At 50.6% G+C, this 24,069-nt stretch carries 27 protein-coding genes; 14 read left to right on the top strand and 13 right to left on the bottom strand.

Annotated elements, in window-relative coordinates:
- Window positions 1–87 precede the first annotated feature (87 nt).
- Entirely contained in the window at window positions 88–474 is a 387-nt protein-coding gene (locus BUQ78_RS05845; protein WP_074199568.1) for a hypothetical protein, read from the top strand.
- Between the two features lie 48 nt (window positions 475–522).
- On the opposite strand, the gene BUQ78_RS05840 is transcribed toward BUQ78_RS05845, so the two are convergent.
- Together BUQ78_RS05840 and BUQ78_RS05835 are read right to left on the bottom strand one after the other, a co-directional pair.
- A complete protein-coding gene (locus BUQ78_RS05840) occupies window positions 523–1,725 on the bottom strand; it encodes an FprA family A-type flavoprotein (RefSeq protein ID WP_074199567.1) in 1,203 nt (400 codons plus the stop codon).
- Window positions 1,726–1,755: 30 nt separating this feature from the next.
- Window positions 1,756–2,394 carry an HAD family hydrolase gene (locus BUQ78_RS05835; RefSeq protein WP_084532245.1) on the bottom strand — a complete coding sequence of 213 codons (639 nt, stop codon included), beginning with the start codon at window positions 2,392–2,394 and terminating at the stop codon, window positions 1,756–1,758.
- A 206-nt stretch (window positions 2,395–2,600) separates the two neighbouring features.
- Between BUQ78_RS05835 and BUQ78_RS05830 the strand changes: the two genes are divergently transcribed.
- Window positions 2,601–3,878: a Glu/Leu/Phe/Val family dehydrogenase gene (locus tag BUQ78_RS05830; protein ID WP_041459829.1), complete on the top strand. Its 1,278-nt coding sequence runs from the start codon at window positions 2,601–2,603 to the stop codon at window positions 3,876–3,878.
- A gap of 101 nt (window positions 3,879–3,979) precedes the next feature.
- Window positions 3,980–4,609, top strand: coding sequence for a TenA family protein (locus BUQ78_RS05825; RefSeq protein WP_014807853.1), 630 nt, complete (start codon window positions 3,980–3,982; stop codon window positions 4,607–4,609).
- Here the strand turns inward: BUQ78_RS05825 and BUQ78_RS05820 are convergent.
- The 6 genes from BUQ78_RS05820 to BUQ78_RS05795 all read right to left on the bottom strand — a co-directional run bounded on the left by BUQ78_RS05820 (window position 4,606) and on the right by BUQ78_RS05795 (window position 11,536).
- A complete protein-coding gene (locus BUQ78_RS05820) occupies window positions 4,606–5,187 on the bottom strand; it encodes a uracil-DNA glycosylase (RefSeq protein ID WP_014807854.1) in 582 nt (193 codons plus the stop codon). The two genes, BUQ78_RS05825 and BUQ78_RS05820, sit on opposite strands and share 4 nt — an antisense overlap.
- Before the next feature lie 47 nt (window positions 5,188–5,234).
- Window positions 5,235–6,413: a DNA/RNA nuclease SfsA gene (gene sfsA, locus BUQ78_RS05815; protein WP_014807855.1), complete on the bottom strand. Its 1,179-nt coding sequence runs from the start codon at window positions 6,411–6,413 to the stop codon at window positions 5,235–5,237.
- Window positions 6,414–6,840: 427 nt separating this feature from the next.
- Complete coding sequence (locus tag BUQ78_RS05810; RefSeq protein WP_014807856.1) at window positions 6,841–7,770, bottom strand: ABC transporter permease; 930 nt, start codon at window positions 7,768–7,770, stop codon at window positions 6,841–6,843.
- Between the two features lie 6 nt (window positions 7,771–7,776).
- Complete coding sequence (locus tag BUQ78_RS05805; protein WP_014807857.1) at window positions 7,777–8,841, bottom strand: ABC transporter permease; 1,065 nt, start codon at window positions 8,839–8,841, stop codon at window positions 7,777–7,779.
- A gap of 15 nt (window positions 8,842–8,856) precedes the next feature.
- Window positions 8,857–10,362: an ABC transporter ATP-binding protein gene (locus tag BUQ78_RS05800; RefSeq protein ID WP_074200179.1), complete on the bottom strand. Its 1,506-nt coding sequence runs from the start codon at window positions 10,360–10,362 to the stop codon at window positions 8,857–8,859.
- 91 nt (window positions 10,363–10,453) lie between these two features.
- Entirely contained in the window at window positions 10,454–11,536 is a 1,083-nt protein-coding gene (locus BUQ78_RS05795) for a BMP family ABC transporter substrate-binding protein (protein ID WP_014807859.1), read from the bottom strand.
- Window positions 11,537–11,738: 202 nt separating this feature from the next.
- Here BUQ78_RS05795 and gpt point away from each other — a divergent pair, with 202 nt between their 5' ends.
- Entirely contained in the window at window positions 11,739–12,227 is a 489-nt protein-coding gene (gene gpt, locus BUQ78_RS05790; RefSeq protein ID WP_014807860.1) for a xanthine phosphoribosyltransferase, read from the top strand.
- Between the two features lie 22 nt (window positions 12,228–12,249).
- Here the strand turns inward: gpt and BUQ78_RS05785 are convergent, their stop codons facing one another.
- Genes BUQ78_RS05785 through BUQ78_RS05775 form a run of 3 tightly spaced genes read right to left on the bottom strand, consistent with a single transcriptional unit; the run spans window position 12,250 to window position 13,971 of the window.
- Window positions 12,250–12,822 carry a biotin transporter BioY gene (locus BUQ78_RS05785; RefSeq protein ID WP_014807861.1) on the bottom strand — a complete coding sequence of 191 codons (573 nt, stop codon included), beginning with the start codon at window positions 12,820–12,822 and terminating at the stop codon, window positions 12,250–12,252.
- A 32-nt stretch (window positions 12,823–12,854) separates the two neighbouring features.
- Entirely contained in the window at window positions 12,855–13,484 is a 630-nt protein-coding gene (locus BUQ78_RS05780) for an IMPACT family protein (RefSeq protein ID WP_074199566.1), read from the bottom strand.
- A gap of 1 nt (window position 13,485) precedes the next feature.
- Window positions 13,486–13,971 (bottom strand): HIT family protein, encoded by a 486-nt coding sequence (locus BUQ78_RS05775; RefSeq protein ID WP_074199565.1) that lies wholly within the window; start codon window positions 13,969–13,971, stop codon window positions 13,486–13,488.
- Between the two features lie 123 nt (window positions 13,972–14,094).
- Between BUQ78_RS05775 and BUQ78_RS05770 the strand changes: the two genes are divergently transcribed.
- The 5 genes from BUQ78_RS05770 to BUQ78_RS05750 all read left to right on the top strand — a co-directional run bounded on the left by BUQ78_RS05770 (window position 14,095) and on the right by BUQ78_RS05750 (window position 17,357).
- On the top strand, window positions 14,095–14,574 hold the full coding sequence (locus BUQ78_RS05770; RefSeq protein WP_014807864.1) for a Fur family transcriptional regulator: 480 nt from the start codon (window positions 14,095–14,097) through the stop codon (window positions 14,572–14,574).
- The gene (locus BUQ78_RS05765; RefSeq protein ID WP_074199564.1) at window positions 14,571–15,413 is read left to right on the top strand and encodes a metal ABC transporter solute-binding protein, Zn/Mn family; all 843 of its coding nucleotides are present in this window, start codon (window positions 14,571–14,573) and stop codon (window positions 15,411–15,413) included. Before BUQ78_RS05770 ends, BUQ78_RS05765 begins: the two co-directional genes overlap by 4 nt.
- Complete coding sequence (locus BUQ78_RS05760) at window positions 15,414–16,199, top strand: metal ABC transporter ATP-binding protein (protein WP_074199563.1); 786 nt, start codon at window positions 15,414–15,416, stop codon at window positions 16,197–16,199.
- Window positions 16,147–17,004 carry a metal ABC transporter permease gene (locus BUQ78_RS05755; protein WP_318259533.1) on the top strand — a complete coding sequence of 286 codons (858 nt, stop codon included), beginning with the start codon at window positions 16,147–16,149 and terminating at the stop codon, window positions 17,002–17,004. The genes BUQ78_RS05760 and BUQ78_RS05755 overlap by 53 nt, the downstream gene beginning before the upstream one ends.
- Before the next feature lie 110 nt (window positions 17,005–17,114).
- The gene (locus BUQ78_RS05750) at window positions 17,115–17,357 is read left to right on the top strand and encodes a thioredoxin family protein (protein ID WP_074199562.1); all 243 of its coding nucleotides are present in this window, start codon (window positions 17,115–17,117) and stop codon (window positions 17,355–17,357) included.
- Between the two features lie 111 nt (window positions 17,358–17,468).
- Here the strand turns inward: BUQ78_RS05750 and BUQ78_RS05745 are convergent, their stop codons facing one another.
- Both BUQ78_RS05745 and BUQ78_RS05740 read right to left on the bottom strand, forming a co-directional pair.
- Window positions 17,469–18,629, bottom strand: a complete 1,161-nt coding sequence (locus BUQ78_RS05745; protein ID WP_074199561.1) for a permease — start codon at window positions 18,627–18,629, stop codon at window positions 17,469–17,471.
- Window positions 18,630–18,662: 33 nt separating this feature from the next.
- Window positions 18,663–19,004: an ArsR/SmtB family transcription factor gene (locus BUQ78_RS05740; protein WP_074199560.1), complete on the bottom strand. Its 342-nt coding sequence runs from the start codon at window positions 19,002–19,004 to the stop codon at window positions 18,663–18,665.
- Between the two features lie 215 nt (window positions 19,005–19,219).
- Here BUQ78_RS05740 and BUQ78_RS05735 point away from each other — a divergent pair, with 215 nt between their 5' ends.
- The 5 genes from BUQ78_RS05735 to iadA are packed head-to-tail and all read left to right on the top strand — an operon-like array spanning window position 19,220 to window position 24,054.
- Window positions 19,220–20,137, top strand: coding sequence for an ABC transporter permease (locus BUQ78_RS05735; protein WP_014807872.1), 918 nt, complete (start codon window positions 19,220–19,222; stop codon window positions 20,135–20,137).
- Entirely contained in the window at window positions 20,130–20,987 is an 858-nt protein-coding gene (locus BUQ78_RS05730; protein ID WP_074199559.1) for an ABC transporter permease, read from the top strand. The genes BUQ78_RS05735 and BUQ78_RS05730 overlap by 8 nt, the downstream gene beginning before the upstream one ends.
- Before the next feature lie 6 nt (window positions 20,988–20,993).
- Window positions 20,994–21,962, top strand: a complete 969-nt coding sequence (locus tag BUQ78_RS05725) for an ABC transporter ATP-binding protein (protein WP_014807874.1) — start codon at window positions 20,994–20,996, stop codon at window positions 21,960–21,962.
- A complete protein-coding gene (locus BUQ78_RS05720) occupies window positions 21,946–22,917 on the top strand; it encodes an ABC transporter ATP-binding protein (RefSeq protein ID WP_014807875.1) in 972 nt (323 codons plus the stop codon). The genes BUQ78_RS05725 and BUQ78_RS05720 overlap by 17 nt, the downstream gene beginning before the upstream one ends.
- 27 nt (window positions 22,918–22,944) lie before the next feature.
- Window positions 22,945–24,054, top strand: a complete 1,110-nt coding sequence (gene iadA, locus BUQ78_RS05715; RefSeq protein WP_014807876.1) for a beta-aspartyl-peptidase — start codon at window positions 22,945–22,947, stop codon at window positions 24,052–24,054.
- Window positions 24,055–24,069: the final 15 nt, after the last annotated feature.

The raw sequence follows: 24,069 nt of genomic DNA, 5'->3' as shown, positions 1-24,069 counted from the left end.
AGTGTCAAGGCTTACCAAGTAATTGGTCAATTAATGTGATTAGATGACATTGCTTGTGAAAATAGAGATAAAGGAGGAGTTATTAACATGTCCGTAATCGAATGTTACCTCTGCGGTAAGGGTTTCGTCACGACCGGACCGAAGATATGTCCCGCCTGCATGAAGCGCTTGGATGCTCTTTACATGGAAGTCAGGGACTACATCAGGGATAATCCTCATCTGAGGCTAAACGTAAGGGAGCTTGCAGATGCCATGGACGCCGACCCCCGAGACATCCAGGCCCTGGTCGACATGGGACGCCTTGAGCTTGAGGGAGAGGGAAGCGACAGCGAACTGCTCTCCGAAAAAGAAAGGCTGCTTAAAGAGCTGGAAAAACACCTGAAAGAGGATAAGGGCAGAAAAACCGCGAGGATCAAATATGCTGCCGAAAAATATGGCAAGAAGGAAAATAAAAAGGAGAAAGACGATCAGTAGGATCATATAAAATAAAAGCCGCTCGCTCAAGGGCGAGCGGCAAAAGCCTTACTGACACGCCTTTAGCCGCTGGGCCATATTCTTTCCCAGCTCCGCGGCCTTGGCGTAATCCTCGTCCTTAGGCGAGGACTGAATCACCACTTCCGGAGAAAGCAGCCCCCACTTCCCCGACGTTTGAGCAAAATCCTTCAGCCTCTTCATGATGCCGGGACTCCAGGTGTAATTGCCCATGATGCCTATGAGGCGATTTTTCATCTTCTTGTTCTCAAGGTGTGCCATCAAGTCCGCTATGGGGGGAAAGGGCATCGTATTGTACGTGCAGGAGGCCAGAATCAGGCCTCTGTAACGCCATATGTCGCGAATGATGAAAGAGACATGATCCCTGGCTGCATCGTGCACTATAATGTGATTTATTTCCTCCCTTGCAAGCTCCCTGGCAGCAGCGTTTGCCAATTTTGCAGTGTTTCCGTACATCGATCCGTAAACTATCACCGCTCCACATTCCGTCTCATGGCGGCTCCATCTGTCGTAAAGCCTGATTATGTGCTCAGGCTTGCTCCTGTGTATGGGGCCGTGGGAAGGGGCAACTATCTTGATATCCACGCCGCCCAATTTGGCGATAGCTGCCTGCACCTGGTCGGAGTAACGACCCACTATGTTCGAAAAATATCTCAATATCTCTCCCTCATAATAAGACATGTCGACCTCATCGTCGAAGATGCCGCCTTCCAGGCAGCCGAAACCGCCGAAGGCGTCGCAGGAAAACAATGTCTTGGTGGCCTTATCGTAGGTCATCATGGTCTCCGGCCAATGGACCATGGGGGTCAAAAAGAACTTTAGCACATGCCCTCCTAAGTCGATCTCCTCCCCGTCCTTGATCTGGACGATATCGTCGGTCACCGAGTAAAAGTTTTCCAGCATCTTTACCGTCTGACCGTTGCAGATGATCTTAAGGCCGGGATATAAGGTCTTCAAGATCTTTATGGATCCCGAGTGATCGGGCTCCATATGATTTACCACAAGGTAATCTATGGGCTTGTCCTCTCCAAGAAGGCGCTTGACCTTGGAAACAAGGTCGGTGAGAAAGAAAGCCTTAACGGTATCTATGAGCGCAACCTTTTCGCCAGTGACCAGATAGGAATTGTAGGCAACCCCTCTTGGAAGAGGCCACAACGCCTCGAACAGGTCCGTCTCTTTGTCATTAACCCCCACCCAGTAAATGCCCTTTGCGACCTCTACTGCGTTATTCATTCGAGATCATCCTCCTCTCTTAAGGCCTATCTAGCATATCACCTTGCCCTCAAGCTCAGGCAAGCGGGAGCAAAGCTCCTTTAGGAAACTGTCCTTATCGACGTAAAGGATGCCCCTTATGCCCAACCTTTCGGCCAATTTAATATTTTCATCTTTGTCATCCACGAAAATTATACGATCCGGATCGACCTGCAAAACTTTCAAAACATCATCAAATATGCTACCGTCGCGCTTGCACTTGCCTAATCTGTAGCTGTTAAAGACATGATCGAACCTGTCGTAGAAGGGCGTCTCTTCGTTTACCTCTTCCACCCAATTTGTCTGGTCCGTGAGCAATACCGCTTTAAAGCCGTCATCACGAAGCCTTTGGATCAATTCCAGCATCCAATCCCTCAAAACGAACCTCTTCAAGACCTCGTTTCGCAAATCTTCGTCGGATACCTCGCCAAGGCTAAATCTCCTTTTGAAGGCAGCCCAAAATACTGCCTCCGGCACTCTGCCACAGATGTATCCCGATTCGTAGAGTATATCGGTGGCGGTATCAAGCACACCTTCAGGATCCAGACCGTATTTCCCGGCAATTGCCTTCATACCCTCTATGAATCCCTCCTCGGCAACGACGCCGCCGAAGTCAAACATTGCGACAGAATATTCTTTATTGTCACGCAAATTTCAACACCTCTTGGTTTTTTTGTTGTATTAGTTATAATTGTAACTGATGTCATCGCATGCATAAACGAATAACGATCAGGCAGACGTGATAGTGATAACATTTACCATCGCATCAAGTCCATTTTTTATTTTACAATAGGGCTACAATGGGCAAATTGCCCGTTTGTGTCTATATATTACACACATAACAGGAGGGGTCAATGATGGCCGTAAAAAGGCGTAGCTCGCATGATGTCCTTCTTTCCACAGCCCTTGAGAACTTTTACAACGCAGCAGAGGAGATGGGGCTGGAGGACGATTTGATCGAGATACTCAGCCGTTCGGAAAGAAGGGTTTGCGTATCCATACCGGTGGAGATGGATGACGGTACAGTCAGGGTCTTCGACGGATATCGCGTAGTCCACTCAAGCGCCCTCGGACCTGCAAAGGGCGGCATTCGCTTTCATCCTCAGGTGTCCTTGGATGAGACCGAGGCATTGGCTTTCATGATGACATGGAAGTGCTCCCTGGCCGGCATACCTTACGGCGGAGGCAAGGGCGGAGTATGCTGCGACCCGCTTGAGCTATCCCTAAAGGAAAAGGAAAGGATCACCAGGACCTTTGCAGCTAGGATTGAGCCCTTCGTCGGTGCCTGGAGCGACGTTCCTGCTCCCGACGTAAACACAGGGCCTCAGGAAATGGTGTGGTTCATGGACACGATAAGCAAGATAAGGGGGCATCTCGATCCGGCCGTATTCACGGGGAAGCCCGTCTCTCTGTGGGGATCCAAGGGCAGAAATGCCGCTACAGGCCTTGGCGTTGCCACATGTGCATTGGAGCTGCTTCGCGTCATGGGCAAGGACCCCAAAACAGCCACGGCAGCCGTCCAGGGCTTCGGAAACGTGGGCAGCTTTACGGCCAAATTCCTCCACGATGCCGGTGTCAAAGTCGTTGCCATCTGCGATATAACCGGAACTTACTACTGCAAGGACGGCATTGACGTGAACAAGGCCATGGCCCACACCCAAAGCAATCCCAAAAAGCTGCTTGAAGGCTACACCCAGCCCGGCCTTGAGAAAAGAGGCCCCGAGGAAGTGCTCTTCCTGGACGTCGACGTACTGCTTCCCTGCGCCATGGAGGGAACCCTCAACAAGACGAACGCCGACAAGGTCAAGGCCAAATACATCGTCGAGGGAGCAAACGGCCCGCTTACGCCTGAGGCCGACGAGATACTCAAGTCAAAGGGCATACCCATCGTGCCCGACTTCTTGGCCAACAGCGGCGGCGTAATAGGGTCTTACTTCGAGTGGTGCCAGAACCTGGCAGGATTCTTCTGGAGCGAAGAGGAATACAACCAGAGACTGGTGACCATAATGAAGTCCAACTTCCAGAGGGTATGGGAATATTCCAAGGAAAAGAACGTCCTGATGCGTCGCGCTGCCTTCATGGTCGCCATAAAACGCGTAGCGGATGCCGTTAAGATGAGGGGAGTATTTCTGTAATACTTAACTTCCCATTGGTTATCTGATTGCGAAAGCCCCATCCCTTTGTTATAAAATGGATGGGGCTTTTATGTAATTACCAGTTAAAGGGGGAACAAGAGGTGCCCGAAGGACTCTCCAAGACGCTTTGGGAAGAAAACATGGATATTGCCATGTCATGCTTAAACCATCCCTTTGTCCGAGGGATAGCTTCAGGCAATTTGCCCAAGGATAGGTTCAACTGGTACGTGGGACAGGATTACTTTTACCTTCAGGCCTTCGCGAAGGCCTTCTGCCTCGCCGTGGTCAAGGCACCCGACGTGGAGGGAATGAAGGCATTTCACGAGCTGGCCGGAGGAGCATTGGGCGAGATGAGCCTTCATATAGGATTTGAAGAAAAATTGGGCGCCAACGTCAAAGCGGTCATCCCAAGCAGGGCGACGCGCATGTATACCGACTTTTTGCTGGCCACGGCATGGGAAAGGGATGCCGGCTTAATTGCTGCGGCCACTACGCCCTGTAACCGCCTATATGCATGGCTGGGCCAAAACCTCATGAAGGGCGCAAACAAGGACAACCCCTACATCGACTGGATATTGACTTATTCAAGCAAATCCTTCGAGGAGCTTGCCCAAAAGACGGAGATGCTCATCGACCGCTACGCCAAGGACGACGACATAACGCGCTCCATCTATCGCTACGCCATGATATGTGAGTATGAGTTTTTCGACGCAGCATGGAAGCATGACTAATTAAGCTCATGTAACAAAAATTCGCCAAACCCCTCGAACAAGTCCACCGTCGGATTCCAGAGGGTGGACCTGTATATGAGAGATGCCGGATGGGGAAGGGGAAAGATAATGTAATCTTCCACATACAACGGTTTCCCGAACATTTGAGGGATCATGGAGTTCTTTTCGGGTCTGGGGATGCCAAAAAGGTGCATAATGCCCTTTGTGGCCCATTTGCCCAGAGGCACTATGATCCCGGGCCTTACCAAGCGAAGCTCCTCTTTGAGGTAGGGAAGGCAGGCATATACTTGACGCCACTTCGGCCTTCCGTAACGGGGCAGAGGGCATTTTAGCAAATTCGTCCGCCAGCAGTCGTAAAACTTGACCCCTCCCCTTCCAAGAAGATAGCGCAAAAAAGACCCCGTCACCCCCCAGAAGGGCCTGCCGTTTATCTGCTCCGCATCGAAGGGGGCCTGCCCTACTAAAAGGATGCGGGCACCTGTCGGCCCCTCCCCGGGAACGGCACCCTTTCGGTTTAAGGCCAAATCGCACCTGTTGCAGCTTTTTATCATAGACGCCAAAACTTCGACATCACACATGTTCGACAATGCCCTAAATTTATCCCATTGCTCCTTCGCGTAAAACTTTATCCCTGTCCTTGGGCCTTTATTTTATCCCAAAGCCTGTCGAAGCGGAAATATATGAGCATATCCATAAACTTCGACGTCCTTAGGGGGTGGATCGGAAAATAAAAAAGATGGGACCTGCAGCTGCAGTCGCTTGAGCCAAAAGCTTCCACGGCGCAGCTTGATATTGCCGACAAACGGGATGCCAGCGCGCATTCTACGTCATCCTGCGTCCTCACGGGAAGGCTCAACACGGACTTGGCAACCTCGCACATGAAGTCCACGTGCCAGTGATGGGCCTTCGTCTTCCTGGAATGCCTGTTGACCCTGGCCGTCAGGTTTCTGGCAGCCGAGCCCACGTAGGCGTAAAAGCCGGGTCGCAACTTGATCTTTCCCAAAGAGCCGACCTCGATATCGTGAAATTCGTCGAACTCAAATATGGTTATGTAGGCTCCCTCATCTTTGGCTTCACCTTTCAAAAAATCCCAGGGAACCAAAATATCCTCCGACAACAAGCGAGGCGTCATGTCATCGTTCCAGCTTAAGCCTATAGGTATCACATCTATTGCGTCGCGATGTGCGATCAAAGAACGGGCAAATTCCAGGTCCGTATGATAATCAGGGACGAACGCCTCCGGCTTGGCGGAATTTATCAAAAAAAGTATTGCTGCCTTCCGGCCTTGCCCTGCCAGCGTGGCCAACTCTTCAACGTGTTTTTTGCCCCTTGCGGTCACAGCGTCAGGAAAGGCCGCCACGTGACGTCCGAAAAGCGTACAGGACTTAACTTCAAGAAAAACCTCTTCTCCCCTCATCTTCAGCAGGAAGTCTATGCGACTCCTGCCAAGGGCGACTTCCCTTTTTACGATTTCCGCACCGGCAAACCTGGATATAAAGCCCTTGCGCAGCAGATGCTCGACCACGTCGTTTGCCAAATGGGTATGGAGCAAGACCCAATCGCCCAAGCGCCTGGCAGCCATAACGGTATAGGGCAACTCCCCTTTCGAGGGGACAAGCAGCAAGGACGTTCCGGGCAAAAGTATCTCCCACAGCCTTCCCGGGTTGGGCAGGTAGGCAAAGGTGGTACAACCCTCCATATCCACCTGGACCACGAAGCGATTCCGTCTATTCAAGAAACGTCCCGTTATCAGAGGATCTTCGCAAACTTTAAACCCTCCATTTATTAAAGCTTTCGATCCCATCGATCCGCCCTCCTCATTAGGTCAATATTGATCAACTATTTCTTACGCTTTATACGGCAAAATTTGCCAAGAAATTCTCCAAAACGTCACGAGCCATCATATACCCTTAAGCTAATCAAGGCCTTGATCCATGGGCATGCTGCGCAGGATAAGAATACCAAGGGCATATGGAAATCTTTAATTATACAGTGCCATGTTTGTCGTTGATAAGGATGGCACATTAGCATTTATACAGGCGAAAGAGCAAAAATGAGATCTAGGCCATTTGATCCGTGATTGGAAAAGACATATAAAGCGTAAAAAGAAACTGACCAATGTTGACTTTTTAAGGCCACAAACCCAGAATAACCATAATAACTGAACAAAATACGAAGATGGCGCCGCCCGATAGAGCGAAGCGGCGCCATCCGATCTTCCACGATAAGGGCTATTCCCTCTCTTCCCTGTAAAAGGGCAAGCCCAACGCCCCGGGAGCGCCCAAAAACCTGCCCTTTCCCTTTGAGATCGATATGATTACCAGCACGGCTATGGTGAGAATGTAGGGAAGCATCATCAGCAGAGGTGCAGGAATAGTAGTACCCCCAGCCTGTATCCTCATCTGAAGGGCCTCTACCCCACCAAAGAGGTATGAACCCAAAGCGGCCCTAAAGGGATGCCAGATGGCAAATATGACCAGAGCAACGGCTATCCAACCCCTTCCTGCTGTCATGAGGTCCACCCACATGTGGCTGTAAACGACGGACATATAGGCCCCGCCTAAGGAAACGAACCCTCCTCCAAGAAGGGTCGCAATATATCTTACTGCCGAGACCGAAATGCCGGCAGCTTCCGCAGAAAGCGGGCTGTCGCCTACCGCCCTGATCATGAGGCCAAACTTCGTCCTGAAGATCAAAAACCATACGACAAACACCATTATGTAGGAAAGATAGACCATCACGTCCTGGCTAAACAGCACAGGCCCCAACAGGGGAATGGACGACAGTCCCGGCAACGCCAAGACGTTAATTCCCTCTATGGTCTCTCCCACGTAACCCCTCCCGAGCAAGGAGCTTACCCCCGTTCCGAACATGGTCATGGCAAGGCCGGATATGACCTGGTTTGCCTTCAGCGATATACATAAAAAGGCATGTATGAGGTTAACCAGGATGCCCACCAAAAATGCGACCATCAGGCCGTAAAGGCAAGAGCCCGTATCGTACGTCACGATGAATCCCGTAAAGGCACCTATGAGCATTACCCCCTCCAACCCAAGGTTTAACACGCCCGATTTTTCGGTAATTATCTCGCCAAGGGTCGCGTATAGTATCGGGGTGCCGCTTCTAACGGCAGCTGCCAAAATTGGGACGATCAACTCCATCGCTGATCACCTCTTCTTGAAAGTAAGGCTTATTCTGTAGTTCCTGAAGAACTCCCCTCCCAGCAGGAAAAACAATATTAATCCCTGGAGTATCTGGACGCTCGAAAGGGGAAGGCGCATGGCAATTTGCAGGTTCTCTCCGCCAACGAAGAGGGCTCCAAACAAAAAGGAGACGAAAATTATCGTGACGGGATGAAGCCTTGCAAGCCAGGCAATTATTATGGCCGTGTATCCGTAGCCGATCGCAAATCCGGGCTGCAAACGCCTGTGCAGACCCGCCATTTCGGCCATTCCGGCAAGCCCGGCTATGGCACCGGATATGAACATCACCAACATAACGTTTCGTGCAGACCTTATGCCGGCATAATCTGCTGCCTTAGGATTTTGTCCGCTGACCCTTATTTCGTAGCCCCATACGCCTTTCCTTACGACCACCCAAATGAGAACTGCAAGGACTAGAGCAAAAAATATGCCGGCATGGATTCGAGTACCGAAAAATTGCGGAAGGCGGGCGCCCTCAGGGAAAAGGGGCGTCATGGGAAAACCCAGGCTGGTCGGATCTCGCCACGACCCGTAGACGAAATACTGGAGCAAAAGTATGGCGATATAGTTCATCATCAAGGTCGTTATGATCTCGTTGACGTTCCACTTGGCCTTTAAAAACCCCGCAAAGCCGCCCCAGAGCCCCCCTGCAATGGAAGCGACGATCCCCATGGCCGCCAACATTATCAAGGGATTATCGATATCCATGTACCTGACCAAGGCCGTACAGGCCAAAGCCCCCAAGACGAATTGACCCTCGGCTCCTATGTTCCAGACCACCATGGTAAAGGAAAGTGCAACGGCAAGGGAGCACATGGTAAGGGGAATGGTCTTTGCCACCGTCTCGCTGATCCCGTAAAAGTCACTTAGCGACCCCTTTATCATCATCCCGTAGGCCTCAAGGGGGGAGACGCCCAAGAAGTGCAACACCACTGCTCCACTGAAGAAGGCAAGGACGATCGATGCCGAAATTATAAGGGTCTCTTGCCATTTGGTTATATAAAAGCGCTTTTCGATCTTTATCCTCATCGAACAACTTCCCCCTCAAGAGTTGGATGAAATGCCTGCCATCATAAGCCCAATCCTTTCAATGTCCCCTGCCCCGGGTCCTTCCAGGATGCCCATGATCTTTCCCCGGTAGATAACAGCAAGTTCGTCGCTTAAGGCCAGAAGCTCGTCGAGGTCCTCCGATATGAGCAATACCGCTGCGCCCTCGGCCCTGGCCGACATGAGCTTTTCCCTCACGAAGGCCGTGGCCTTGACGTCCAGTCCCCATGTGGGTTGCATGGCAACAAGCAGCCTAAGGTTATCGGAGAGCTCCCTTGCCAAAATCAGCTTCTGTTGGTTGCCCCCCGACAGCATTCTCACGGGCACGTCAAGCCCGGGCGTAAGTATTTCATAGCTTTCCACCAACGACTTGCTGTGCCTATGAACCTCATCCCAATCTATAAAAAAGCCCTTGCTGTAAGGGGAATGCCAATATTTTCTAAGGGCCACATTTTCAGCCACGTTCATGTTCGGGACCAGTCCAACACCCTTTCGATCGGCCGGAACGTATTTGACACCCAGATCTACCATGTGCCTCGCGGAGGCCGAAGTCACATCCTCGGTCACCAAATATAGCTTCCCACTCTCGATCCTTCGCATGCCTGCCAATGCTTCTGCAAGCTCTCCCTGGCCATTACCGCTGACGCCTGCTATGCCGAATATTTGCCCCTCCCTTAAGGTAAAAGAAACTCCGTCGACGGCAACTAGCCCCTTGTCATTTCTGACGACTAAACCTTCCGCTATCAAGATGGGCTTACCCTTCGTTGCGGGGCTCTTTTTTGTCCTTGGGATCTCGCCCGTATCGGATGAGCCAACCATCATCTCCGCCAACATTTCCGGAGTGGCTTCCCGGGCATTCAGGGAGCCGACGACCTTCCCTCTTCGCAACACGGTTATCCTGTCGGAGATCTCGAAAACTTCCCTTAACTTATGGGAGATGAAAATTATGCCGTAGCCTTCTTTCTTCATGTGTTTAATTGTTGAAAATAGATGTTCGATCTCCTGGGGGGTAAGCACCGAGGTCGGCTCGTCCAGGATCAATATCTTGGCTTCATGATAGAGCATGCGCAATATGGCCACCCGTTGCTGTTCGCCTATGGAAAGGGTCCATATCGGCGCACTGGGGTCAACATCAAGACCGTAGCGCTGCGAGAGGTCCTTGATCCTCTCGCAAATGGCGTCTTCGTTGACTACAAAGGGCAGATCCTTGCTTCCCAATACCAAGTTTTCCCACACGGTAAGGCTTGGGACCAACATGAAATGCTGATGTACTATGCCGATACCTCTTGATATGGCGTCTCGCGGAGAGCGAAATTCGACCCTTTGGCCTTCCACCTCTATGGTCCCCTCGTCGGGGTGATACAATCCGCACAGCACGCTCATGAGCGTGCTTTTGCCGGCTCCGTTTTCCCCAAGAAGGGCGTGGACCTCTCCGCCCCTTAGATCGAAATCGACGCAGTCATTTGCCTTCATCCCATAAAAGGATTTGGTAATTCCGCGCATCTTCACTAAATATTTGTCCTCCACCCGTAACACCAACCTTAAGGGGCATGCAAAAAAGCTGCATGCCCCTTTTAGATTTTTGAACTATTTATTATTTAGGAAGTTCACCTTCAACGCCCTCGACAAGCCAGTTCATGGAAAGCAAATCCTGATCCGTCAACCTCTCGCCCTGCTTTACCCTGAGCTTGCCCTGGTTGTCCTTGATGGGCCCTTCAAATACGTCCCACTTGCCGGAGATTATGCGCTGTCTTTCGCTTTCTACGAGCTTTTTGGCGCTGTCGGGAACGTCCTTGCTGTAGGGGGCAAGGCCGACCATGCCTTTATCCAGGCCCCACCATATGTTCTCGGGCTTCCAGGTTCCTTTGATGACCTTATCTATGGTGTACTTATATACGACGCCCCAGTTCCAGACGGGAGCCGTGAGGTGTTTGGTGGGGGCATATCTCGACATGTCGTTGTTGTAGCCCACCACATAGACGCCGGCTTCTTCCGCTGCCTGGGGAACGGAGCCGGTGTTAGCATGCATCGCAAGCACATCCGCCCCGGCATCGACCAAGGCCTTGGCTGCTTCCTTCTCCTTGCCGGGATCTATCCACGAGAAGAGCCACACTACCTTTATCTTGGCATTAGGGTTGGCCTTGCGCACTCCCAGGGCAAAGGCGTTAAGCCCCCTCACCACTTCAGGGATGGGGTGTGCGGCCACAAAACCGATCACGTTTTTCTTCGTCATGCTTCCGGCTATGAGTCCGGACAGATATCTAGCCTGATACATGCGGCCGAAGTAGACGCCCACGTTATCGGCCATCTTGAATCCGGAGCAGTGCATGAAGATCACGTCGGGATGTCGGGAAGCAACCTCCTGGACGTAATCCATGTAGCCGAAGGAAGTGGCAAAGATGACCTTGGCACCGTTCCTGATGAAGTTTTCCATGGCCCTTACGGAGTCGGGCCCCTCGGGCACGGACTCGACGTACATGGTCTTGACCTGAGGAAAGGCCTTTTCTACATCAAGCCTTCCAAGGTCGTGCATGTAAGTCCATCCGCCGTCGCCTATGGGACCGTTATAAAGCCATGCCGCTTTGAGCTTGTCGGCAGGTACGGCCTCAAAGGCCATGAGGGGGGCGCAAAATAGGATGACTGCCAGAAGAGCAATTGCCGGGAAAAACCTCTTCATCATTCCTCAACCTCCTGTTGTGAATTATGTTATAATCTTTATGCTAAAATTTTACCGTCTTTTTTGGCTCTATTCAATTAAGTAAATCCTTTAATAACACTATACCAAAAGCTTGCGTATATAGCATGTTTCTTCGATCGCCTTGAATGTCAACAGGGTATACATTGCTTTTTAAAAGAAAAAAGTTAAGAGGGGATGCAACATGGCTGACAAAAATCGCTACAGAAGAACCTATCCAGTTTCTTGGGATCAGCTTCACAGGGACAGCCGGGCGCTCGCTTGGCGACTCATAGACAGCGGCAGGTCGTGGGACAAGATAATCGCCGTCGTTAGGGGCGGTTTGGTGCCGGCTGCGATAATAGCCAGGGAATTGGACATACATTACGTAGATACCATATGCGTATCGAGCTACACGCTAAGACAGCAGGGAGAGCTCAAGATAATAAAGAGCATTGAGGGCATAAACGGAGAAAATGCCCTCATCATTGACGACCTTGTCGATACGGGAAAGACCGCCAGGATCGTAAGGCAGATGCTCCCCGATGCCCATTTTGCCACAGTTTACGCCAAGCCCGACGGAAAGCCATACGTTGATACATATATCACCGAGGTAAGCCAGGATACGTGGATACTCTTTCCTTGGGACTCCGAGATCCAGTTCGTAGAACCCCTGATCCAGCAAAAGCCATAAGGGAACCCTGCAGGCTAAGGCTTCAAGCCTTGCCTTTAGCTTCCGCACCAGCCTTTATCCTTGAAAGCTGCGGCACCACCCGATAGGCCACTATGGTCGCCGCAGCTGCCTTTAACCCGTCAGCAAGAAGGAAGGGAAGCACCCCTATTTTAACTGCTCCGATGAAGGATATGTCTTTTCCCACTATGAAATTCAAGTTAAGGAACAAGCCGATCGTCCCGCAGGCATATATGGCCAAAAGGCCCACCACGGAAGAGCCAAGGAGCCCAAGGAGGCTTGTCCTTTCTTTTGATACCTTACCCGCTGCGTAGGAAGCCAGAATAAAGCCCGCCAAATAGCCAAAGGTGGGCGAAAACAATATATGCGGACCGCTTGCGCCGGCAAAGACCGGCAGGCCCATCAATCCCATTAGCAGATAGGCAGCCTGCGACATGGCACCCAATTTTGGCCCCAGGCACATGCCGGAAAGCAATACGAAAAGTACCTGGAGAGTCATGGGAACCAAGGGAAAGGGAATACGAATCCAGGCTCCTATTGCCGTCAGACATACGAACAAAGCTGCCGACACCAGGGACCTTGTCTTTAAATCGGACATAAAGCCATTCACCTCCGAACAAATCGGGAAACTTAATCGTCAAGCCATTTCCAGGTAAATATGATGCCCTGCCCCGCCAGGCTCAAAAGCAACCGCTCTGCTTCTTCGACGTTAGGCAGAGAAATCTCGCCGCATAGGCGGACATTTTCTCCATAAGAAACCCGCCATGCGGCATCTTCTGCTGCAAGCGACTTAAATTTGAAGCGAATGAGGCCTTCTTTGTCATATGGGAGCTCTATCAATAGAACTTTGCTCTTGAATCTGCGAACCGCTCCCGCCGCCTCTATGGCCATCCTCGCCGTTTGGCCGTAAGCCTCTATGAGACCCCTGACTCCAAGCTTTATCCCTCCAAAGTACCGCGTGACGACGACCACAACATTTGTCAATCCTGCTCGCTCTATTTCGCCCAATATGGGCTTCCCCGCAGTTCCGGAGGGCTCTCCGGCGTCAGAGCAATGTCTTTGTGGCACATCCGCTCCAACCCTGTAGGCCCAGCAGTTGTGCGTCGCATCCAAATACTTCATCGATATTTCCCTTACGATCTCTTTGGCCTGCTCCACGGATCTGGCAAGCCTGGCGTGGCCTATGAAATGCGATCTTTTGATCGTAAACCTTACCTCGCTGTCCTTTTTAGGTTCGAGATAGACGTAACTTTCTCCCACCTTACCCTTCCCACGCCTCTTTTAGCTTTCTGTAAGTCACGTCTAAGGCCTCAGGTATTACCTTCGTCTCCCCAATCACGGGCATGAAGTTCGTATCGCCTTCCCATCGGGGAACGATATGCACGTGAACGTGTCCTTCAAAGCCTGCACCTGCTACCTTACCCATGTTTATCCCTATGTTAAAACCATGTGGCGCCATGACCTTCTTCAGCAGCTTTATGCACCTTTGGACAAGCTCGTTTATCTCCAGAAGCTCTTCCCCATCAAGGTCATCGTAGTCTCCGCAGTGGCGGTATGGGGCGACCATCAAATGGCCCGTGTTATAGGGAAAGGCGTTCATCATGACAAAAGCCCTTTTGCCGCGATATAGGATGAGCCTCTTTTCGTCGTTGTCCTCCTTGGTGAAGGCGCAGAAAATACAATCTATCTTCTCGGAACTCGACTGATTTATGTAGGCCATACGCCAAGGTGCATGAAGTACGTACATAGTCCTTACCCTCCCTTAAATGTTTCACGTGAAACATTTTTGTCTAAAGCAATCTAAGCCCGACTGGATTATAACACGTTCAAAGCTACATTACCGCCAGGGCGACTCCCACAGAAGGCATGTTTGCAAATCCTTTGCAAACTATATAAAATTAAGGACATGGAAGACGGGGAAGTTTTGCGCATCTTGGAAGAAAAGGGCTTACCGGTTACGAGGCAGCGCCTGGCCATATTAAAAAAGATCCTGGAGATGGGGTGTCACTTCACTGCAAGGGATCTTCATATCGCACTGGATGAGTCAGCGAAGGCCGTTGATCTTGCTACCGTATACCGTACCTTAAAGGCCTTTGAAGAGGCCGGCTTGGTGACATGCGTAGCAGAGATGGGCAACTGCCGTTATTACAGCGGGACGCATGCCGGAGTCATTCCCCATGCGCACTTTTGCTGTAAGGGATGTGGCAGGCTCTTTTGTCTGCCACCGCTTGAGGTGACGGCTTCCAGGGAGATAAGGTCCTTGGAGAAGATGGGATTTGAGGTACATCAATTGGTCGTCACCATAGAAGGTTTGTGCGCGCAGTGCAGAAGAAGGGAGGAAGGAAAATGAAACTAAAATTACAGATTGATATGTTGCTGTCCATTATCGCCATCATTCTTGTGGCGTCCCTTGCGCCGGCAGCGGAAGGGCAACCCCAGCTTATGGCATTCACATCGGTACCGCCCATTGCCTATTGCATAGAACGCATAGGCGAGGGAAGGGTTCAGGTATACTCCATGATAAGCCCGAGCGACGATCCCCATACCTTTGAGCCCAAGCCGAAGCAGATGGCAAGCTTGTCTAAGGCAGGCATATATTTTTCGACGGATTTTCCGTTTGAAAGGGTCATCTTGCCCAAGATCAAGTCCTCCAACCCGAATTTAGCAGTAGTAGATGTCGGATACGGATTGCCCGGCTACGGGAACGAACAGGACCCGCATATATGGACGTCGCCGCTTGCCATGCTAAAGATAGCAGACAACGTATACCGCGGAATTATATCAGCAGACCCGAAGGGCGCAGAAGTCTACAGAAAAAACTTCCAGGATTTCTTGGGGGATATCGTCGCCTTAGACATCAAGATATGGGATACGCTGAAGGGTGTCAGGGGCAAGAAATTCGTGGTCTTTCATCCTTCGTGGGGACGTTTCGCCAAAGATTACGGACTTACGCAAGTTCCAATCGAGGTAGAAGGAAAGGAACCGAAGGGTGCCGATCTGGCCCGCCTCATAGAAGAAGCGAAGGCCGAAGGGGTTAAAGCCATATTCGTATCGCCACAACATTCGAAGAAGGGCGCCAAAGCGGTCGCCGACGCGATAGGAGCCAGGTTGACAGAGATAGATCCTCTGTCAAAGGATTGGGCCAACAATCTATTGTCGGTTGCAAATACCTTTGCGAGGGTGTTGTAGATGGGCCTTCAAGTTGCTTCGCCCTATGATATCCTCTTTGATGACGTTTGGTTTTCCTACAATAACTCCCCAGTCCTGCGAAGCGTGTCGTTTTCGGTTCCCCAAAGGGAGTTTTTGGTCATAATAGGGCCAAACGGGGGAGGCAAAACCACCCTGCTAAAGCTAATCCTGGGACTTTACGTCCCCCAAAGGGGCAGCGTAAGGCTTTTGGGAGGATTGGAGCCGACGCAGTGCTCGTACCTTCTGGGATATATCCCCCAAAACGCAAACATCAACCTGGACTTCCCCGTAAGGGTGTTGGACGTAGTGTTAATGGGCAGGCTTCGGGGATTAAAGTGCTTTTACACCAAGGAAGACAGAAGGATGGCACAGGAAGCCCTGGAGATGATGGGCATGAATGAGTACGCCCATGCCAGGATGAGCGAGCTTTCCCAGGGGCAGCGCCAGCGCGTGCTCATAGCGAGGGCGCTAGTTTCCAAGCCCAAGATCCTGCTTTTGGACGAACCGACGGCCAGCGTCGACGTGGAGGCACAAAGGATCCTCTATGATAAGCTGAAAGAACTAAACAAGGGCATCACCATAGTGCTCGTAAGCCACGACATGACGGTCATCACAAGCTACGCCACGGCCGTGGCCTGCGTCAACGGCACGGTTTACTATCACGATTCAAACGAGATAACCGCGGAGATGTTACAGATGGCCTACGGTTCCTGTCCCGTCGAGCTGGTGGCCCATGGCATACCCCACAGGGTGTTGGCAAAACACGACGGTGATCACGATGCTTGAGGCCTTGCAATACGACTTCATGCGCTATGCGGTGATTGCCGCCGTGCTTGCGAGCGTCATATGCGGGATAACCGGCACGATCGTGGTGAGCAAACGCCTGGTCTCCATGGCCGGAGGAGTGGCCCACTCCGCTTATGGTGGCATCGGCATGGCCTTGTTCTTCGGTTTCTCGCCGCAACTTGGAGCCTTAGGTTTTGCCCTGGTTTCTTCCTGCTTCATGGCATGGATTACGCTTCGGGCAAAATCGCGGGCCGACACCATAATAAGCATCATATGGGCGGTAGGCATGGCGATCGGCGTGATATTTTCAGACCTCACGCCCGGCTACGGAGCAGACCTGATGAGCTACCTATTTGGGAGCATATTGATGGTCACTAAGGGCGACATAATATCGATGGGCTTGCTGTGTCTTATCCTCTCTGCCTTCGTGCCTACATTTTACGGCCAGCTATTGGCCTACTCTTACGACGAGGAATACGCACGCACAAGGGGCATACCCGTCACTTTTCTGCACTTTGCCGTAATAGTGCTGATATCGTTTTCCGTCGTGCTGATAATCCGCATAGTAGGCCTTATCTTGGTCATTGCGCTTCTTTCCATTCCGCCCTACATAGCCGAAAGGTTTTGTCGTTCCCTGGCCGGAATGATGATAACTTCGACCTTACTAAGCCTCATCTTTTCGGTGTCCGGCTTGATGGTGGCATACAAATTTAACCTAACGTCAGGCGCAGCGATAATCGTGATCGCAGCGATTTGCTACTTTGCGACTGAGGTGGCATCTAGACGCAGGAGAGGGCAACAGTGAAGCGCAATATCCGAATGCCGTGGATTGTGTATTGACTAGCCAGGATCATCATGTAGATAATATGTGATATAATTGTCACATATCTAACGGACAAGGGAGTTGATTGCAAGTTGAAAATACAAGTGCTTGGCACGGGGTGCCCTAAATGTAAGAAGCTTGCCGATATGGCCGAAAAGGTTGCAAGAGAACTTAATCTCGACTACGAGCTCGAGAAGGTTACGGACATTAACAAAATAGTATCCTTCGGTGTCATGATCACCCCAGCCTTAGCGGTTGACGGCAAGGTCGTTATTGCAGGAAAAGTTCCGTCGGAAGAGGCATTAAAAGAGACATTAAAAAATATTTGTGGGTAATTAGATGATCTATAAGCATATTGTATAGATGAGCCTGCCTTTTGTTGCGTTAAATTCCTTTATCAGGGCAGGCTCATCGACATATAGAATATATTTGTTTAAAAATTCCGCTTATTCAAGGCTGCCATAAATCATTCCAGCCAGCGAAGAAAGCAGCACCACAAGGGCTACGTACGTAAGGGTCTTTTTGGTCCCCAGTACTGTTTTTATTACCAGCATGCTTGGCAATGATAGAGCAGGGCCGGCTAAAAGAAGGGCAAGTGCCGGTCCTTTGCCCATTCCTGCGCCCAAAAGACCCTGTAATATCGGCACTTCCGTTAGCGTGGCAAAATACATTAAGGCCCCAACGATCGAGGCAAAAAAATTAGAGAAGATCGAGTTGCCACCCACCAGATAAGAGACGTAAGCGCTCGGGATGATGCCTTCCCGTCCGGGACGTCCGAAAAGAAAGCCTGCGATCAGTACGCCGGCAAAAAGCAATGGCAATACCTGAAGCGCATATCCCCAAGTTGCTCTGAACCAATCAGATATTTCCTCTTTGAACCATTTTCCCGCCGCAAACACTACATAGGATAGGCTGATCAATGCTGCTGTCCATTTAACGCTATGAAGTTGCGCCCAAAAACCTGCATCCACCTTAGGAGCTGCAATGTTTGCGAATATCAAGAAGCAAATCATGCCGGCCATAACTGATGCCGGCTGCCACAAAGGACGAGATGCACTGTCTTCGACTGAAACAGCGAAAATTTCCCTTCTTTGTTCTTCGTCCTTTCTAAATATAAATGACATCGCCAGCCCAATTACTATGCTGAAAGAAATCGCACCGATAGCTCTGGCCAAGCCCATCTCGAAGCCCAACACCCTCGCCGTTAAAATTATGGCCAACACATTGATAGCAGGTCCGGAGTAAAGAAATGTGGAAGCAGGGCCTATTCCGGCCCCCCTGGCGTAAATTCCTGCAAACAGAGGAAGAACGGTGCAGGAACATACGGCTAAAATCGTGCCCGATACTGCTGCAACCGAATAGGACACGAACTTGTTCGCACCGCTTCCAAGATATTTCATGACGGACTGTTGGCTGATGAAAACGGAAATGGCACCCGCTATGAAAAAAGCAGGAACTAAGCAAAGCAGGACATGTTCCCTGGCATATTCATGAAGCATCGCCAGCGCCTCCGAAGCTGCGGCCGATACCCTGGGTGAATCTGCCGGTATAAAGTAAAAGAAAAGAAATGCGAACAGTATCAATGCGAATTTTTTTCTGTCGCTCATCGAAATATCCCCTTTACCGCCCGTTTATCCTTGTTAAATTTCGTTGCCGTCCTTGGAGCATGAACATTTGGAACAAAATTGAATTTCAACCGGATCGCCCAAAATGGCATGTTCAATGCATTGAAGCATGGGAATCAAGCAAGGCAATTTAAGACTGTAATAGATGTATAATCCGTCCCGCCTTTGCTCTATAATTCCCAAATCTTTCAGGATGGCCAAGTGTTTGCTGACAGTAGTTCTGTCGTAATCAAATAGGCTTGCAATTTCGCAGGCACACATCTCCCTTTCGCCCAACATTTCGATGATTTCGATGCGAATGGGATGCCCCATGGCCTTTAAGAGCATGGCCTTTTTGCGTTGGGTTTCGATTTCCACAGTTAATCCCTCCCGATAAATATGTGGCAATATTATCACATATAATGCAAGTGCGCAATTGGCATTCGAACCAAGACAGCGTCAATTTCACCATGTTTTTAAAACTCTTCGTGCATACTCTTGCTTGCCGGCGTTATTCTCTAGTTGCCTTTAACGACCATATCGGCCTATAATTAAACGACGTTAAAGCAATAAGTTGAGACAGGGGGACTTATATGATAAAGTTCATCGTCAGAAGACTTATACTTCTCATCCCGGTCTTAATTGGCGTCTCCGTCATCGCTTTCCTCATGTTGCACTTGGCACCTGGAGATCCGGCGAAGTTACTCGCCGGGCTTGAAGCTTCCGCTGAAGACGTTGCAGCCCTACGGGTGCGTTTTGGCCTGGACAAGCCACTTTTCGTCCAATACTTCATGTTCTTGAAGGGCATCTTCGATGGCAGCCTCATATCGCTCAAGTACGAGATGCCCGTAGTTAACGTCATAGCTCCGAGGATTTTAAATACCCTAAAACTTTCTTGTGCAAGTATTTTAGTGGCCCTAACCGTCGGGATGATAGCCGGCATACTTTCAGCAGTCCGTCGGCATTCCATCGTGGACTATATCGCTACAACTATGGCCCTTCTGGGCGTATCGATGCCCGTGTTTTGGTGGGGACTCATCTTGATAATGATATTTTCGGTGTATTTGATGTGGCTTCCATCCGGCGGCATGGGCGACCTAAGACATTTGATACTGCCGGCGATCGTGCTTGGTACCTCTTCCGCCGGAGTTATAGCTCGCATGACCCGTTCCAGCATGATGGATATCCTAAAGCAGGACTACATAACGGCGGCCAAAGCGAAAGGATTGCCCTCAAGAATAGTGGTCTATCGCCACGCCCTGAGGAATGCGCTGATACCGACGGTTACCGTAGTGGGGCTTGAATTCGGATATATGCTTGCTGGAGCTGTGCTCACGGAGACCGTATTTTCCTGGCCTGGGATAGGACGCTTGATAGTCGATTCCATCATGGCCAGAGATTACCCCGTGGTACAGGCTTCCCTCGTTTTGGTGGCCGGCCTTTTCGTCATGGTCAACTTAGGCGTAGATATTCTTTATGCCTTTCTGGATCCGAGGATTCGCTATGACTGAGAAGAAGATCAAACACCCCGCGTTTGCCATATGGAACCAACTGAAGAAGAACAAAATAGCCGTGATAGGGCTTATCATAGTGTCCCTTTATGTATTTTGTGCCATCTTTGCTCCCTACATATCCCCTTACGACCCGACCAAGCAAAACCTCGCCGAAAGCTTTCAGTCGCCAAACGTCAGGCATTTACTCGGTTGCGACGATTTTGGCAGGGATATATTGTCCCGCATCATCTGGGGAGCGCGTATATCGCTACTGATACAGTTAAGCTCTGTCGTCCTGGCACTTATTATCGGGATATTGCTCGGTGCCCTTGGAGGATATTACGGCGGAAAGATCGACGAGGTAATCATGCGATTTATGGACATACTACTCGCATTCCCAGGAATGCTTTTGGCGTTGGCCATTGTGGCCATGCTCGGGCCCAGCTTGAGGAACCTCATCATTGCCATCGGCGTTTATTCCGTCCCGCAATTTGCGCGCATCACAAGAGGAGCAGTGCTGGCTGTGAGAGCGAACGAATACATCGTTGGAGCAAAGGCAATTGGCGAAAGCGATGCCGCGATAATTCTCCGATACGTCTTGCCAAACGCCCTTTCCCCTATTATCGTTCAAACTACGCTTCGCATGGCTACAGTATTGCTCACGGCCTCTGGCCTTGGCTTCCTTGGCCTTGGGGTACAGCCACCGAATCCGGAGTGGGGCACAATGCTTTCAAGCGCCAGGATGTATCTGCGAGCGGCTCCCCACGTGGCCATTTTCCCAGGCCTTGCCATCATGATCACGGTGTTGGGATTTAATTTCCTCGGAGACGGCCTGCAGGACGCCCTAAATCCGAGGCTCAAGGAGTAGAAGCAAATGGAACCGTTGCTTGAAGTGAGAGATCTTGCTACGTACTTTTATACCGACGAGGGTACGGTTAAAGCTCTTGACGGGGTCTCTTTTTCGATCGGGCAAGGAGAGATATTGGGCCTCGTAGGGGAGACGGGCTGCGGAAAGTCGGTCACGGCTACATCGATAATGGGACTTATTCCTTCTCCACCAGGCAAAATTGTACAAGGAAGCATTCTTTTCAATGGCAGAGAGTTGCTCTCCTTGTCGGAACAGCAAATGCGCCATATTAGGGGCAAGGACATCGCCATGATCTTTCAAGATCCGGCAAGTAGCTTAAACCCAGTATTAAGGGTGGGATTCCAAGTGGCCGAAGCTATATGGGCACATACTGGCACCCCCATTCGAAAGGGAATCTTAAGGGCAGCAGAGCTTTTCGGTCTGGTCAACATCCCGGACCCTCAGAAGACGGTCAACCGCTATCCCCATCAGCTCTCCGGGGGCATGAAACAGCGCGTCATGATAGCGATGGCCCTTTCGCTAAATCCAAAACTTTTAATAGCCGACGAACCAACCACGGCATTGGATGTCTCAATTCAGGCCCAAATCTTGAGCCTGATAAAGAGATTACAGCGGGATTACGGAAGCAGCGTCCTTTTGATCTCCCACGATTTAGGGGTCATTTCCACAATGGCTCACAGGGTAGCAGTCATGTATTCTGGTTTGATCGTCGAGCAGGGTAGGGTGGAAGATCTTTTTCAAGATCCCCTGCATCCCTATACGAAGGGGTTGCTGGCAGCTATTCCAAGGGTTGACGAGGATAAAGACGAGCTTGCCGTCATCGAAGGGACATTGCCGAACCCTACCGATCCACCTTCCGGATGTCGTTTTCATCCGCGCTGCTCCCTTGCGACGGATGCGTGCAAAATAGAAAGGCCTCCCTTAAAAGCCGTGAAGCCTGCCCATGAGGTTGCGTGCCATGTCTACGCTCGTTAGCACTGAGGGCTTGTGCAAGTACTTTCCAATAGGGAGGGGAATCGTACGATCAAAGCCTATTGGATGGGTGAGGGCCGTCGACGGCGTTTCCTTTTCCATAGATGCCGGCAAGACATTGGGCCTGGTAGGCGAATCAGGCAGCGGCAAGTCTACCACGGGATTGCTACTTTTAGGACTCCTTGAACCCTCGGCAGGCAGCATCATATTCGATGGCAGGCCGATTGACGAATTTTTAAAAGACAACCCTAAACAGTTCAGGAGACGAGTCCAGGTGGTCTTTCAAAATCCCTTTGCTTCGCTAAATCCACGCATGACCGTAAGGGACATCGTAGGTAGAGGAATGAAGCTCCATGGCTTGGCAGAAAGTGAAAAAGAGCTCACAGAAAAGGTGGCTGCTTTACTTGTCGAGGTAGGGCTGAGAGAGGAACATTTAAATCGCTACCCCCATGAATTTTCCGGCGGTCAAAGACAGCGCATAGCCATCGCCAGGGCACTTGCCTTAAATCCCGAGTTTATCGTCCTGGACGAACCCACCAGCGCCCTAGATGTGTCAGTACAAGCCCAGATATTGAACCTGCTTAAAAAGCTCCAGCGATTGCGAGGGCTCACTTACCTCTTCATATCCCATAACTTGGCCGTGGTGAGACACATAAGCAACAACGTGGCCGTCATGTATTTGGGTAAGATCATGGAAAGCTCGCCCAAGGGAGAGCTTTTCTCACAGCCCCTGCATCCCTACACTCAGGCGCTTTTAAGCAGTATCCCCAAGATTTCCTTTCCCCCTGAGGACATAGAGACAAAAGTCATCGAGGGAGACATACCAAGCCCGGTAAGCCCTCCATCCGGCTGTCCCTTTAACCCTCGCTGCCGCAAGGCAGCTGACATTTGCAGGGAAATAATGCCGGATTTTAGGGAAGTGAAGGCAGGTCATTGGGTAGCCTGCCATTTAGTCTAAAATCTTAAAGAAGAAGGTGGAAAAGTCATGCTGTTGTTGAAGAATGCCCGTGTCTTTGCGCCTCAGGATATGGGAGATGTCGATATATTTACTGGCGGCGGCAAGGTGTTGGCCCTGGGAAGCAACATCACCTCTGTACCTGCCGAGACGAAGACCATGGATCTTTCGGGCTTCATCGTTACTCCAGGCCTGATAGATCTTCATGTGCACTTCGCAGGCGCAGGCGGGGAAGGCGGCCCTATCTTCAGGGCAGAACCTTTGAGCTTATCTTCGCTTCTTGAATCCGGCATAACTACCGCTGTAGGCTTGCTGGGAACGGACGGATACGCCAGAAGCGTCATGGAGGTGTTGCAGAAAGCTTACGCTTTGGAAATGCAGGGCATATCGACGTATATATTTACCGGTTCATACAAAATTCCACCGGTAACCATCACAGGAGATGTCGCCACAGACATCATCGCCATAGAAAAGGTCCTGGGTTTAAAAGCTGCCATAGCAGATCATCGCTCTTCACACCCAACAGTAGAGGAGTTCATCCGCCTTGCCTCTCAAGTACGCGTGGCCGGAATCTTGAGCGGCAAGGTTGGGATATTTCATCTGCACGTCGGGACATATCCCGACCCCCTTTACATCGTCCGCGAGACCAATAAAAGGACATCGATCCCGCTGTATCACTTTCTGCCGACTCACATGAACAGAAACGAGACAGTCCTTGGCGAAGCGCTAAAATTTGCACTCGATGGAGGGAATGTTGATTTTACGGCTACAAGTGACATGGAACATCCTCAGGCTTGTGAAGCCATAATTCATCTTGTGGAGGCAGGAGTGCCCTTGGATCGCATTACTGTGAGCTCGGATGCTGGCGGAAGTTCGCCGCTTTTCGATGCGGAAGGGCATCTGCTGGATGTAAAGATAACTACGCCCGAGGACTTCCTGAAACAGTTCTTGCACTTGGTCGACTTAATGGGACCTGAAAAGGCTATTTCCGTATTCTCCACAAATCCGGCACAAAGGTTGGGACTTGGCAAGAAGGGCAAAATTGCCGTGGACCTTGACGCAGACTTACTGATATTTGACAGCGAATGGAACCTAAAGGGAGTGATAGCTAAGGGCAGACCAATTTGGAGTAAAATATAAAATTAATAGTTTAGT

Origin of the sequence: Acetomicrobium flavidum (assembly GCF_900129645.1) — a bacterium.
Lineage (GTDB): Bacteria > Synergistota > Synergistia > Synergistales > Acetomicrobiaceae > Acetomicrobium > Acetomicrobium flavidum.
This window is presented reverse-complemented; position numbering and strand designations above follow the sequence as displayed.